The sequence below is a fragment of the Duganella sp. CT11-25 genome, from assembly GCF_047302815.1.
In the GTDB taxonomy this organism is placed as follows: Bacteria; Pseudomonadota; Gammaproteobacteria; order Burkholderiales; family Burkholderiaceae_D; genus Rugamonas.
Genome location: NZ_JBKBFD010000001.1, coordinates 1,891,219 through 1,903,972 on the forward strand (window position 1 = coordinate 1,891,219; position 12,754 = coordinate 1,903,972).

General features: G+C 66.0%; 10 protein-coding genes. 4 read left to right on the forward strand and 6 right to left on the reverse strand.

What is annotated here, in order from left to right; all coding sequences use genetic code 11:
- Positions 1-13: 13 nt before the first annotated feature.
- From ACEN9F_RS07815 to ACEN9F_RS07825, 3 genes are all read right to left on the reverse strand, one after another.
- Complete coding sequence (locus tag ACEN9F_RS07815; protein ID WP_413419471.1) at positions 14-3,622, reverse strand: hydantoinase B/oxoprolinase family protein; 3,609 nt, start codon at positions 3,620-3,622, stop codon at positions 14-16.
- A gap of 16 nt (positions 3,623-3,638) precedes the next feature.
- Positions 3,639-4,913, reverse strand: coding sequence for an MFS transporter (locus ACEN9F_RS07820; protein WP_413419472.1), 1,275 nt, complete (start codon positions 4,911-4,913; stop codon positions 3,639-3,641).
- 84 nt (positions 4,914-4,997) lie between these two features.
- Positions 4,998-5,771: a putative hydro-lyase gene (locus tag ACEN9F_RS07825; RefSeq protein ID WP_413419473.1), complete on the reverse strand. Its 774-nt coding sequence runs from the start codon at positions 5,769-5,771 to the stop codon at positions 4,998-5,000.
- A gap of 154 nt (positions 5,772-5,925) precedes the next feature.
- Between ACEN9F_RS07825 and ACEN9F_RS07830 the strand changes: the two genes are divergently transcribed.
- Positions 5,926-6,861 (forward strand): LysR family transcriptional regulator, encoded by a 936-nt coding sequence (locus ACEN9F_RS07830; RefSeq protein ID WP_413419474.1) that lies wholly within the window; start codon positions 5,926-5,928, stop codon positions 6,859-6,861.
- Here the strand turns inward: ACEN9F_RS07830 and ACEN9F_RS07835 are convergent.
- Entirely contained in the window at positions 6,845-8,842 is a 1,998-nt protein-coding gene (locus tag ACEN9F_RS07835) for a pyridoxamine 5'-phosphate oxidase family protein (RefSeq protein WP_413419475.1), read from the reverse strand. The two genes, ACEN9F_RS07830 and ACEN9F_RS07835, sit on opposite strands and share 17 nt — an antisense overlap.
- 3 nt (positions 8,843-8,845) lie before the next feature.
- The gene (locus ACEN9F_RS07840) at positions 8,846-9,469 is read right to left on the reverse strand and encodes a glutathione S-transferase family protein (RefSeq protein WP_413419476.1); all 624 of its coding nucleotides are present in this window, start codon (positions 9,467-9,469) and stop codon (positions 8,846-8,848) included.
- Positions 9,470-9,594: 125 nt separating this feature from the next.
- Here ACEN9F_RS07840 and ACEN9F_RS07845 point away from each other — a divergent pair, with 125 nt between their 5' ends.
- Positions 9,595-10,500: a LysR family transcriptional regulator gene (locus ACEN9F_RS07845; RefSeq protein WP_413419477.1), complete on the forward strand. Its 906-nt coding sequence runs from the start codon at positions 9,595-9,597 to the stop codon at positions 10,498-10,500.
- On the opposite strand, the gene ACEN9F_RS07850 is transcribed toward ACEN9F_RS07845, so the two are convergent.
- Positions 10,497-11,399 carry a DMT family transporter gene (locus tag ACEN9F_RS07850; protein WP_413426998.1) on the reverse strand — a complete coding sequence of 301 codons (903 nt, stop codon included), beginning with the start codon at positions 11,397-11,399 and terminating at the stop codon, positions 10,497-10,499. The two genes, ACEN9F_RS07845 and ACEN9F_RS07850, sit on opposite strands and share 4 nt — an antisense overlap.
- A gap of 147 nt (positions 11,400-11,546) precedes the next feature.
- Between ACEN9F_RS07850 and ACEN9F_RS07855 the strand changes: the two genes are divergently transcribed.
- Both ACEN9F_RS07855 and ACEN9F_RS07860 read left to right on the forward strand, forming a co-directional pair.
- Positions 11,547-11,756 carry a DUF3460 family protein gene (locus ACEN9F_RS07855; protein ID WP_413419478.1) on the forward strand — a complete coding sequence of 70 codons (210 nt, stop codon included), beginning with the start codon at positions 11,547-11,549 and terminating at the stop codon, positions 11,754-11,756.
- An 18-nt stretch (positions 11,757-11,774) separates the two neighbouring features.
- Positions 11,775-12,728 (forward strand): segregation and condensation protein A, encoded by a 954-nt coding sequence (locus ACEN9F_RS07860; RefSeq protein WP_413419479.1) that lies wholly within the window; start codon positions 11,775-11,777, stop codon positions 12,726-12,728.
- Positions 12,729-12,754 lie beyond the last annotated feature (26 nt).

The following is a 12,754-nucleotide window of genomic DNA, read 5'->3' on the forward strand; positions in this document are numbered from 1 at the left end:
GCCCGATTGCGGATTAAGAACCGAAGCCGCCGCCTCCCGGCGTTTCGATCGCGAAGACATCGCCGGCCCGCATCTCGGCGGTGTGGGTGGCGCCAAACTCCTCGACCGAGCCATCCTGGCGCTCGACCCAGTTGCGTCCCAGCGCGCCGGGCTCGCCGCCCTGCAGGCCGAACGGCGCAATGCGGCGGTGCCCCGCCAGGATGTTGGCGGTCATCGCCTCCAGGAAGCGGATGCGGCGCAGCGCGCCGTCGCCGCCCTGCTGCCCACCCTTGCCGCCGCTGCCGCGCCGGATCGCATGCGTCTCGACCAGCACCGGGAAGCGCCACTCCAGCACCTCCGGATCGGTCATGCGCGAGTTGGTCATGTGGGTCTGCACCGCCGCCGTGCCGTCGAAGCCCGGACCGGCGCCGGAACCGCCGGCGATGGTTTCGTAATACTGGTGCTCCTCGTTCCCGAAGGTGAAGTTGTTCATCGTGCCCTGCGAGGCCGACATCACGCCCAGCGCGCCGTACAGCGCGTCGGTCACGTACTGCGACACTTCCACGTTGCCCGCCACCACCGCCGCCGGATAGCGCGGGTTGAGCATCGAGCCTTCCGGGATGATCAGCTTCAGCGGCTTGAGCACGCCCTCGTTCATCGGGATGTCGCTGTCGATCAGCGTGCGGAACACGTACAGCACGGCGGCCTTGCACACCGACAGCGGCGCATTGAAGTTGGTCGGCCGCTGCTCGCTGGTGCCGGTGAAGTCCACCGTCGCGCTGCGGTTGGCGTGGTCGATGGTCAGCTTGACCTTGAGAATCGCGCCATCGTCCATCTCGTAGGCGAAGCTGGCATCGCGCAGGCCGCCGATGGCTTTGCGCACCGCCGCTTCGGCGTTGTCCTGCACGTGCTGCATGTAGGCCAGCACCACGTCCCTGCCGTAGGTCGACACGGCTTTCAGCAGTTCGTTGGCGCCGGTTTCGCAGGCGCCCAGCTGGGCGATCAGGTCCGAGATATTCTGGTCGATATTACGGCTAGGCCAGGGGCCGGCGGCGAACAGGCCGCGCACCAGCGGCTCCAGGAACACGCCCTTGTCGACGATCTTGATGTTGTCGAGCAGGACGCCCTCTTCCTCGATGGTGGTGCTGTTCGGCGGCATCGAGCCCGGCGTGATCCCGCCGACGTCGCCGTGGTGGCCGCGCGCGGCGACGTAGAACATCGGTTCCACGCCGTCGCCATACACCGGGCAGACCACGGTGATGTCGGGCAGGTGCGTGCCGCCGTTGTACGGGACGTTGAGCACATAGGCGTCGCCCGGCGCCATCGTCGCGGCATGCTGGCGAATCACGCACAGCACGCTATCGCTCATCGATCCCAGATGCACGGGAATGTGCGGCGCATTGGCGATCAGGTTGCCGTGGCGGTCGAAGATGGCGCAGGAGAAGTCCAGGCGCTCCTTCATGTTGACCGAATAGGCGGTGTTCTCCAACGTCGTGCCCATCTGCTTGGCGATGGCCATGAACAGGTTGTTGAAGATCTCCAGGTGGATCGGATGTACCGCGGTCGTCATCTTGTGCGCGCTACCGGCGGCGGCGACGCGCTCCAGCAGCAGCGTATGGTCGGGCAGCACGCGGGCGGTCCAGCCGGCATCGACCACGGTGGTGGCGATCTGCTCGCGGATCAGCGCCGGGCCGGCAACGCGGCTGCCGACCGGCAGCTCGGCGCGCACATGCAGCGCGATCGGCACGGTCTGGCCATCGACATAGCTGTAGACACGGCCAGGCGATTCGGTGCCGCCGCCGGCAGGGACTTCGATGACGAAGTCCGCGCCATCGCCGGCGCCGATGGCTTCCGCCGAGACCGACTCGATGACCAGCGGCTGGCCTTCCATGACGAAGCCGAAACGGCCGCGATACAGCGACGCGAACGCCGCCGCCATCTCGCCCATGCTGCCCAGCGGGATCACGAACGCCGAATCGCTGTCCTGGTACTTGAGGCGCGCGCACAGTTCAACGCGGATATCTTCCCGCGCCACCTGCTGTGCCAGCAGATCGGCGCCGGCTTCTTGCGCCAGCGCGGCAAGCTGCGGTTGCAGTCCCTCCAGCGCGGCCTCGGTCAGCAGCTGCTCGACCGCGCCTTCGCGCATGGCGCGGATATCCGCCAGACCCATGCCGAAGGCCGACAGCACGCCGGCAAACGGATGGATCGCGATCTTGGTCATGCCCAGCACGTCGGCCACGCGGCAGGCATGCTGGCCGCCGGCGCCGCCGAAGCAGCACATGGCGTAGCGGCTGACGTCATAGCCGCGCTCCACCGAGATCGATTTGATCGCCTGCGCCATGTTATCGACCGCTACAGCCAGGAAGCCGTCGGCCACGGCGGACGGCGACAGGCGCGTGCCGGTCTCCGTGGCGATCTTGTCGGCCAGCGCGCTGAAGGCGCGTACCACCACGTCGCGGTCCAGCGGCTGGTCGCCGTTCGGGCCGAAGACATGCGGGAAGTGCTCCGGCTGGATGCGGCCCAGCATGACGTTACAGTCGGTGACGGTCAACGGACCGCCCTTGCGGTAGCTGGCCGGGCCCGGATTGGCGCCCGCCGATTCCGGTCCCACCTTGAAGCGGCCGTTCTCGAAGCGGCAGATCGAGCCGCCGCCCGCCGCCACGGTATGGATATGCATCATCGGCGCGCGCACCCGCACGCCGGCTACCACGGTTTCAAACACGCGCTCATAGGCGCCGTCGTAATGCGCGACGTCGGTCGACGTGCCGCCCATGTCAAAGCCGATCACCTGTTTCAGGCCGATCGCCTCGCAACTCTTGACCGCGCCGACGATGCCGCCGGCCGGACCGGACAGGATCGCATCCTTGCCCTGGAAGCGGCGCGCATCCGTCAGGCCGCCGTTGGACTGCATGAACATGATGCGCACGTCGCCGGTGTCGGCCGACACCCGCGACACGTAGTCGCGCAGCACCGGCGACAGGTAGGCGTCCACCACCGTCGTGTCGCCACGGCCGACGATCTTCATCAAGGGGCTGACCTGGTGGCTGACCGAGATCTGTGTGAAGCCCGCGTCTTCGGCCAACCCGCGCAGGCGCTGCTCATGTTGTGGATAGCGATAGGCGTGCATCAGCACAATCGCGATGGCGTCGATGCCCTGTCCGCGCAGGCCGGCGAACTGGCGGCACAACTGCGCCTCGTCCGGCGCCTGCAGTACTTCGCCGCGCGCGCCGACGCGCTCGTCGATCTCGATCACCTGCTCGTAGATCAGGTCCGGCAACTTGATGCGCATGGCGAAGATGTCGGGCCGGTCCTGGTAGCCGATGCGCAGCTGGTCGGCGAAGCCGCGCGTGATCGCCAGCGCGGTGCGCGCGCCCTTGCGCTCCAGCAGCGCGTTGGTGGCGACGGTGGTGCCCATCTTGATTACTTCGATCTGGTCGGCCGGCAGCGGATCGCCCTTCTTCAGTCCCAGCAGGTCGCGCATGCCCTGCGTGACGGCGTCGTCGTAGCGCTCCGGGTATTCGGACAGCAGCTTGTGCGTCACCAGCTTGCCGTCGGGCCGGCGTGCGACGATGTCGGTGAAGGTGCCGCCGCGGTCGACCCAGAACTGCCAGCGAAGTTGTTGAGCGGGGATGTCGTTTTTCATGGTGATACCTTTTAGATCAGGATTCAAGTTTCTTGCCTGCGGTTTCCGGCAGGGTTAATGCGGCGAGGATCATCACGCCGTAGGCGGTGCCGGCAAACACGCCGATCGCCTCGCCCAGCGCCATCGACTGGCTGCTCATGCCGATCATCAGCGGGAACAGCGAGCCGACCGCGCGGCCCATGTTGTAGCTGAAGCCCTGGCCCGAGCCGCGTATCGCGGTCGGGAACAACTCGGTCAGGAAAGCACCCATGCCGCTGAACACACCGGACACGCAGAAGCCCAGCGGGAAGCCGAGGAACAGCATCACGCCGTCCGTCACCGGCAGCCGGGTGTAGGCCAGGGCGATGCACATCGAGCCGGTGGCGAACAGGATGAAGTTCTTCTTGCGGCCCAGGTAGTCGGTCAGGAAGGCGCTGACGATATAGCCGACGTAGGAGCCGACGATGACCATCGCCAGGTAGCCTCCGGTGCCCAGCACCGTCAGGTGGCGCTCGGTCTTGAGGAAGGTCGGCAGCCAGGTGGTGATGGCGTAGTAGCCGCCTTGGGCGCCAGTGGTCAGCAGGACCGCGCGCAGCGTGGTGCTGAGCATCTTCGGCGCGAAGATCTGGGCGAACGACGCGCGCTCCTCGGTGCTGGCGATTTTCTGCTGCTGCGCCACGAACACCTCCGGCTCATCGACGAAGCGGCGGATGAAGATCACGAACAGCGCCGGCAGTATCCCCAGCAGGAACAGCGAGCGCCACGCCCATTCGGCCGGCAGCAGCGAGAACATCAGCGCGTACAACAGCGCCGACACGCCCCAGCCGATCGCCCATCCGGCCTGCACCATGCCGACCGCCTTGCCGCGGTCCTTGGCGCGTATCACCTCGCCGATCAGGATGGCACCGGCAGTCCATTCGCCGCCCATGCCGAAGCCCATCAGGCCGCGCGCCCACAGCAGCTGCTGGAAGTTCTGCGCCAAGCCGCACAACACGGTGAAGAAGGCGAACCACAGGATGGTCAGCTGCAGCGTCTTGACGCGGCCGATGCGGTCCGACAGGATGCCGGCGATCCAGCCGCCGGCGGCGGAGGTCAGCAAGGTGACGGTGCCGATCAAGCCGGCGTCGCCCTTGGACAGGCCCCAGGTGGCGATCAGCGTCGGGATGACGAAGCTGAGGAACTGGGTGTCCATCGCGTCCAGCGCATAGCCGATCTTGCAACTCCAGAAGGTGCGGCGCTCCTTGCCCGTCAAGGCGTGAAACCAGGAGAAAAATCCCTCCTGCTGTGTGGTGCCTAGTGCTTTGGTGTTCATCGTGCTCTCCCTTTTTTAGATGCAGCACTCCCCCACCGGGTGCGCATGCGGACCCGGTGTCGAGGTGTTGCCATGTTGTTTAACTCAGAATGCGGCTAACGAAGCGTTGCGTATGTCCGTCACCAGCATGTAGCCCGGCTGGTGGGTGATCGCCAGCGGCAGGCGCGCGTGGCGTATGGCTTCCTGCGGCGTGACGCCGCAGGCCCAGAAAACAGGTATCTCGTCCGGCATGATCTCGACCGCATCGCCGTAGTCGGGCCGGCCGATGTCGGCGATGCCGATCAGCGCCGGATCGCCCAGGTGTACCGGCGCGCCATGCACCGCCGGGAAACGGCTGGTGATCTGGATCGCGCGGATCGCGTCGACCGCCTTCATCGGCCGCATCGACACCACCATCTCGCCGCCGAACGGTCCGGCGCTCTGGTTGCGGATGTTGGTGCGATACATGGCGACGTTGCGGCGCTGCTCGATGTGGCGCAGCTTGATGCCCGCATCCATCAGCATCTGCTCGAACGAAAAGGAGCAGCCGATGGCGAACACCACCAGGTCGTCGCGCCAGACCTCGTGCAGCGCATGCGTTTGCGACGCCAGTTGGCCGCCGCGATAGATGTTGTAGCCGGGCGTGTCGCTGCGCAGGTCCATGTCGGCGCCGAGGCGCGCGATGTTCCACTGACCCGGCTCGCCCACCGCCAGCAGCGGGCAGGCGCGCTGGTTGCGCTGGCAGAACAGCAGGAATTCATCGGCATGGGCCTGGGGCAGTATCACCAGGTTGGCCTGGGCGTACTCGCCGCAGTAGCCGGCCGTCGGCAGCCGGAATTCGCCGCTGCGCACCTTGTGCCTTAGTTCGAGTGGGGTCATGAGTGTCTCGCTGATTTGATGATGAAAAAACGTCATGAGTTAAGAATAAACTTGAATACCCCTACATGCCATCTAGTTATTTTTGCTGTTGCTGTATAGTTTTTCTTACCAGTGTGCGCTATCCCGGTGCATGGAGTTAAGGTATTCTTGACTCATGAATACCCGGTTCCTTGAAACTTTCGTCACCCTGGCCCAACTGCGCAGCTTCCGCGCCACGGCCCGCGCGCTGCATGCGACGCCGGCCGCGATTTCCTTGCGCATCAAGACCTTGGAAGAGGAATTGCAGACCGAATTGATCGACAGGAGCAGCAAGGACTTCCGCCTGACAGCCAATGCCGAGTACCTGCTGGGCCACGCGAAAGCGGTGGTCGATGCGACGCGCAGGCTGCAGGCGGCGGCGCACAAAGATAGTGCAATTCGCGGCCGGCTGCGGCTTGGCGTGATCGAATCGGTGGTTCACAGCTGGCTGGCGCAGTACATTCGCGAGCTCAATGTGTTGTATCCGGAGCTCGAAGTCGACCTGGCGGTCGACATGAGCAATGTGCTGGAGCGGCGTTTGCGCGCGCGCGAGCTCGATCTGGTGATCCAGGTCGAGGGTGTGGAAAGCAGCGATATCGTTTCGGAAGCGCTGGCGGTCTATCCGCTGCACTGGATCGCGCGCCGGGGACTGGTCGATACGCGCAAGGAAGGGCTGAACCAGCGCCTGCTGCAGCTGCCCATCCTGACTTTCGGGCGCGGCACCGCGCCGCAACGCATGCTGGAGGAAATCGTCAGCAAGATGGCCAACCTGGCGATGATCCCGTTGGAGCAGACGCGCATCACTTGTTCGCCGTCGGTGGCGGCGATCGTACAGCTGGTGAAGGACGGCTACGGCGTGGCGGCGATACCCAGCCTGTTCGTCGTCAGCTTGCTGGAGAGCGGCGAATTCATCGAACTGCCTGTACAACCCGAACCGCCCTCGATCATCGTCTCCATGTGCTTCCACTCGAACGCGGAAATGCTGGTGCACGCGGCGGCCAATGCGGCGCGCCAGGCCTGCGCCAGCTACTGCGCGCAGGTCGATCCACGCTATATCAAATCGCTAGGGTGATCGCTTGTGTGCCGGCGCCCGGTACGACGGAACACAGCAGCACTTGTCCGGCCTCTGCCTGCGCATCGCATTCGCGGGTGTAGCGCACCTCGCCCGCTTGCAAGCCTACCGCGCAAGAGCCGCACAAGCCCGAACGGCACCCCGATGGCGCGGGCACTCCGTTGGCCTCGGCCAGCGCCAGCAGGCTGCCCTCGCCGTTCCAGGTTGCCGACACGCCCGACGCGGCGAACCGCACGGGCACCGGCGCTGCTGGCGACGTTGCTGGCCCTGCCGCCGGCGCGGCGCTGCGGCGCACGCTGGCAGGACCGAAGGCTTCGAAGCGGATGCGCGCGTCCGCGACGTTCAGGCCACGCAAGCCTTCGTACATCTGCTGCATGAACGGCGCCGGGCCGCACAGGTAGAAGTCGTAGTCGTCGAAGGGCAGCAAGTCCTTCAGCATGTCGATATCGATACGGCCTTCGGTCGCGCTGTAGCGCACATGCACGTTCAAGTTGCTGTGACCCGCCGCCATCGACTGCAGATGACTGGCGAACGCAAACTCGCCGGGGCTGCGCGCACCATGGATGAAGTGGATAGCATGTTTGTGCCGCGTGCGGCTGCCGTTGACCAACAGTCCGTTGAGCATCGCGATCATCGGCGTAATGCCGATGCCGGCCGAGAGCATCACGACCGGGCGCTGCGTGCCCTCCTCGAACACGAAGTCGCCGCCGGGCCCCATCAATTCGACGGTGGCGCCGGGCGACAGGTGCTCGTGCAGCCAGCGCGACACCACGCCGTCGCGCTTGACGCTGATGCGGTAGCTGCGGCCGTTGGGCGCATCCGACAGCGTGTAGCTGCGGACCTGCTGCGCGGCGCCATCCGCACCCGGCACGCGCACCGTGACGAACTGGCCCGGCACATGCGCAGCCACGCCGATGCCATCGGCCGGCGCCATGTGGAACGAGCGCACGTTATCGCTCTCCTGCACGATATCGGTCACGGCGAACCGGCGCCAGCTCGCGCGCTTGCCGGCGGCGGCGAGCACGCTGCCGGCCTCCGTCCAATTGCCGGTGCGGGCGTTCTGCATCGCCGGTTGCGGATCGGTCCAGCGGAACGGCAGCGCGCCGACGTTGCGCACCACCTCACGGATATGAAAGCGCAGCAGCCGCTCGGCGCCGGCGAAGGCCTGGACTTGCGGACCATCCCAGATGATCTCGCCCTCCACCGCCAGGTGCAGCATGTCGCCGCGCTCGAAGTCGATGAACAGCAAGCCCGCGCGCGGATGCCCGAGCAGATTGCCCATCGTGTTGAAGAAGAAATTGCCGACGAATTCCGGCGATGTCAGCGTGCGCTCGTCGTCGATGCGCACAAACCCCGGCCGGCCGCCGCGGTGCGACACATCGACGCCGCGTCCCTTGCCTGCATCGGCATCCAGGTTGGCGCTGGCGATGAAAAAGGTGTCGGCGCGTGCGATCAGTTCCCGGTCCTGCGCGCTCAGCGTCGTGCCGCGCACCACCTGCACCTTGCGGGTGGCCGCATCCGGCACCGCGCTGTGCTGGCGGTGCTGGATGTATTGCGGGCAGTTGCCGAAGCTTTGCGTGACATCGACGCGAATGCCGTCCTCACCGGCCGCCGCGATCACGCCATTGACGCGGTTGCGGCGGCGCGTGGTCGGCGCCAGTCCCAGGCCGCCAATGTAGTCGCCGACCCGCAACTGGCCTTGCAACGGATCGCCGGCCAGCATGCCGCCGTCGATGTCCAGCGTGTGCGCGTCCGGCGCGGCGATGAAGCCGGGATAGCTGGTCAGCATGGTCGCCCACGGCTGGCCAGCCGCGTCCAGCGCGCCGATGAAGAAAAATGGCAGCTCTTCAAAAAACTGCCGGTGCTGGTCCGGCATGAAGTCGCGGATAAAAGCGGCGGCGCCAGCCATCTGCTCGCGCACGCCGACGCGCTGCTGGATCGCCAGTTCATCGGCGTGGAATGGAGAGATGGCGGCGCCCATGGCTTACGCCTCTTCCGGCGCCACGCCGGCCTGGGTGGCCTGCATGGCCACAAACCCCGGCAGCGCGCGCACGTTGGCCAGCCAGGCGCGGATGTTCGGGTACGGCTTCAGGGAGACGCCGCCTTCCGGCGCGTGTTCGATGTAGCTGAACGCGGCGACGTCGGCGATGCTGGCGTGTTCGCCAACCAGATAGCGGCGGCCGCTCAACTCCTGTTCCAGCACATCGAACAGGCGGCTGGCGATGGACTTGGCGCGCTCGTGGTCCAGCGGCGCGCCGAACACCGTCACCAGCCGTGCGGCGGCGGGACCGTAGGCGATCTTGCCCGAGGCGGCCGACAGCCAGCGCTGCACATGGGCGGCGGCGACCGGGTCGCGCGGCAGCCAGCGGCCGCTGTCGTCGTATTTGGACGCCAGGTACACCAGGATGGCGGTCGAATCGGCCAGCACCACATCGCCGTCCTCCAGCACCGGCACTTCGCCGAAGGCGTTCAACGACAGGAATTCCGGCGTGCGGTGCTTGCCGCCGGCCAGCGGCATCGGGACGAACTCGTAAGGCAGCTGAAGCAGGTTGAGGAACAGTTCCGCGCGGTGCGAATGGCCGGAGAGTGGGAAGCCGTAGAGTTTCATGACGAGTCCTTGTGTGCATGTGTGGGTGAATGAGGCCAGTATAGGGAGTCATCGCCGTCCCGATAAGCCGGACAATAGCGGAATCTCAGTTCACCTAAAGTGCACAATCAAGGCATAATGGCAGCATGGTCAATCTCAGCACAATCAATCTGAACCGCCTGACGACCTTCGTCGCCGTGGTCGAGGCGGGCTCGCTGACGGCCGCCGCCGAGCGGCTCGGGCTGGCGAAGTCCATGGTCAGCAAGCACATGCAGCTGCTGGAGGCGGAAATCGGCGTCGGCCTGCTGCTGCGCTCGACACGCAAGCTGAGCCTGACCGAGGCCGGGCGCGCGTTCTACGAGGCCAGCCGCCAGTTGCTGCAGTCGGCGGAACAGGCCATCGAGCAGGCCCGCACCGGGCGCGATGTCCCGCAAGGCACGCTGCGCGTGGCCTCCCCCATCGATTACGGGGTGATCGTGGTGGCGCCGCTGCTGGCGCAACTGCGCGTCCGCTACCCGGGGCTGCACATCGACCTGACCTGCGGCGACCATGTGATCGACCTGATCGCCGAAGGCATCGACGTCACGGTCCGGCTGGGCAAGCTGGCCGATTCCGGGCACATGGCGACCCGCGTTGGGCCGCTGACGCGCTGGCTGGCGGCCAGCCCGGACTTCATCGCGCAACACGGCATGCCGGCCGACCCGCAAGCGCTGGAGTCGATGCCGTTCATTTCGCTATCGGTGCTGCAGCAGCCCAAAGTGTTCACGCTGGAGAACGGCGCCGGCAAGCTGCACGAGGTGAGGATGCGCAACACGGTGTTTTCCACCAACACGGCGTATGCCAGCCGCGCGGCCGCGCTGGCCGGCGTGGGCGTGCTGCGCGCCACCACCTTTTTGACGCAGGACGATGTCGCGGCCGGCCGGCTGGTGCGGCTGCTGCCGGAATGGACGCAGGCCGAGAGCGACATCCACGCGGTATTTCCCGCCACGCCCCATCTGCCGCAGAAGGTGCGGGTGTTTATCGACGCATTGAAGGTGGCGGCGGGCGGCTAGCCGCGCCGCGCCGAGACCACGATGCCGCCGACGATCAGCGCGAACGCGACGGCATGGTAGCCGTGCGGCGCTTCGCCCAGGAAGGCCGACGACAGCAAGGCCGTGAACAGCGGCGTCAGGTTGACGAAGAAGGCCCCGACCGACGGCCCGGCCCGTTCCACGCCGGCGCCCCAGCAGCGGAAGGCGATCACCGCCGGACCGACCGCGACATACACCAGCGCGGCGGCCAGCGCCCAGCTCCATTGCACCGGGATCGCGCCCAGCGCCTGCTCACCCAGCGCGAAGCCGCCCGACCACAGCACGCCGAACGCCACCTGCGCCACCAGGAAACTGGCCCAGTTGGCGCGGATGGCGGCCGGCTCCCTGGTGCGGGTCAGCATCCAGCTGTACAGCGACCAGGCGATGGTGGCCAGGATCATGAACACATCGCCCGCCACCAGCCGCAATTCCATCACGTGCCGCCATTCGCCGCGCGCCAGCACCACCAGCACGCCGGCGATCGACAGCACGGCGCCGGCCACCTGGCGCCGCGCCACCGGCACGCCGAAGAACAGCCAGCCGGTCAGCATCATCCACACCGGCATGCCGGAGGCGACCAGCGTGACGTTGATCGGCGTCGAGCTTTGCAGGGCCATGTATTGCAGCGCGTTGTACATGCCGATGCCAAGCAGGCCCAGCATGGCGTACTGTTTCCAGTGGCGCCACAGGCCGGCGTCCGGCCGGAACACCGGGCCGGCCAGCGGCAGCAGGATGCACAGGGCGATCAGCCAGCGCAGGAAATTGAGCAGCACCGGCGGCAGCATATCGTGCACCAGGCGGCCGACAACGGCGTTGCCGGCCCACAGCAGCGGCGGCAAAGTGAGTAAAAAGATGGTTTTGGCGGACAGGCGGTTGCTCATTGTTGTAGTTTTAGTGATAGACATGCAACATTAACCCTATGAGCATACCCGATTACACGTTTTCCAGCCGGTTGCCGGCGATAGAATTAGCGCCTGAGCGCCGCAGCGCGGTAAAATAGCCTTTGCTGATCCATCCACTTAGATAATATGAAACTCTCTAAACAACATTCGATGTACGAATCCGATCACACCCTGTTCATCAAGGCGCTGAAGGAAAAGAACCCAGGCATGGAAGCCGGCCAGCAACAAGGCCGCGCGCTGCTGTGGGATCGCCCGCCGGTGTCGCTGGATGAGCAGGAACGCCAGCTCAAGTCGGCCATCAAGCAACAAGCCTACGTTTACCAGAACAAGGTCTAAGCAAACGGGGCGGCAAGGATGTTGCCAGACGATACGGCTGCCGAGACGGCGGACGAGCAGCTGCCTGTAGCCGCCGACGGCCTGACCGCGGTGGAGGCCGCAGCGTCGGCCGACGCGGCCGAGTCCGTTGAAGCGGCCGAGGCCGCCGTCACGCCTGAAGTCGCCGAGGCCGCCGCCGCCGTCACCACCGAAGTCTCCGCCCTCGCCCGCCTGTACGGCGAACCGCTGCTCAAGCTGCCGAACGACCTGTACATCCCGCCGGACGCGCTGGAAATCTTCCTCGACGCCTTCGAGGGACCGCTGGACTTGCTGCTCTATCTGATCCGCAAGCAAAACTTCAACATCCTCGACATCCCGATGGCGCAGCTGACGCTGCAGTACCTCAAATATGTCGACCAGATCCGCCTGTCTAACCTGGAGCTGGCCGCCGAGTACCTGCTGATGGCGGCCATGCTGATCGAGATCAAGTCGCGCATGCTGCTGCCGCAACGCCAGGCCGAGCTGGATGCCGAGCTGGACGATCCGCGCGCCGAGCTGGTGCGCCGCCTGCTCGAATACGAACAAATCAAGCTGGCCGCCTACGACCTGAACGCGGTCCCGCAGCTGGACCGCGATTTCGTGCGGACCCAGATCTTCATCGAGCAAAGCCTGGTGCAGACCTGGCCGGACGTGGCGCCGGTCGACCTGCAGCAAGCCTGGCTGGATGTGATGAAGCGCGCCAAGCTGACCCAGCACCACAGGATCAGCCGCCAGGAGTTGTCGGTGCGCGAGCACATGACCGGCATCCTGCGCCGTTTGCAATCGACCCGCTTCGTCGAGTTCGCCGACCTGTTCGACCTCGCCGGCGGTGTGCCGGTGGTGGTGGTGAACTTTGTCGCGCTGCTGGAGCTGGCCAAGGAAACCCTGATAGAAATTACCCAGGCCGAGCCGTTCGCACCGATTTACGTGCGGCTGGCCTACTCGCCCGCCTGAGCGGCGCGGTTCACACCTCCCGAATT

Coding starts and splice junctions, on each gene's coding strand:
- ACEN9F_RS07825 (WP_413419473.1), bottom strand. CDS start 5,771: ATGACCCCACTCGAACTAAGGCACAAGGTGCGCAGCGGCGAATTCCGG.
- ACEN9F_RS07820 (WP_413419472.1), bottom strand. CDS start 4,913: ATGAACACCAAAGCACTAGGCACCACACAGCAGGAGGGATTTTTCTCC.
- ACEN9F_RS07835 (WP_413419475.1), bottom strand. CDS start 8,842: ATGGGCGCCGCCATCTCTCCATTCCACGCCGATGAACTGGCGATCCAG.
- ACEN9F_RS07855 (WP_413419478.1), top strand. CDS start 11,547: ATGAAACTCTCTAAACAACATTCGATGTACGAATCCGATCACACCCTG.
- ACEN9F_RS07845 (WP_413419477.1), top strand. CDS start 9,595: ATGGTCAATCTCAGCACAATCAATCTGAACCGCCTGACGACCTTCGTC.
- ACEN9F_RS07850 (WP_413426998.1), bottom strand. CDS start 11,399: ATGAGCAACCGCCTGTCCGCCAAAACCATCTTTTTACTCACTTTGCCG.
- ACEN9F_RS07860 (WP_413419479.1), top strand. CDS start 11,775: ATGTTGCCAGACGATACGGCTGCCGAGACGGCGGACGAGCAGCTGCCT.
- ACEN9F_RS07830 (WP_413419474.1), top strand. CDS start 5,926: ATGAATACCCGGTTCCTTGAAACTTTCGTCACCCTGGCCCAACTGCGC.
- ACEN9F_RS07815 (WP_413419471.1), bottom strand. CDS start 3,622: ATGAAAAACGACATCCCCGCTCAACAACTTCGCTGGCAGTTCTGGGTC.
- ACEN9F_RS07840 (WP_413419476.1), bottom strand. CDS start 9,469: ATGAAACTCTACGGCTTCCCACTCTCCGGCCATTCGCACCGCGCGGAA.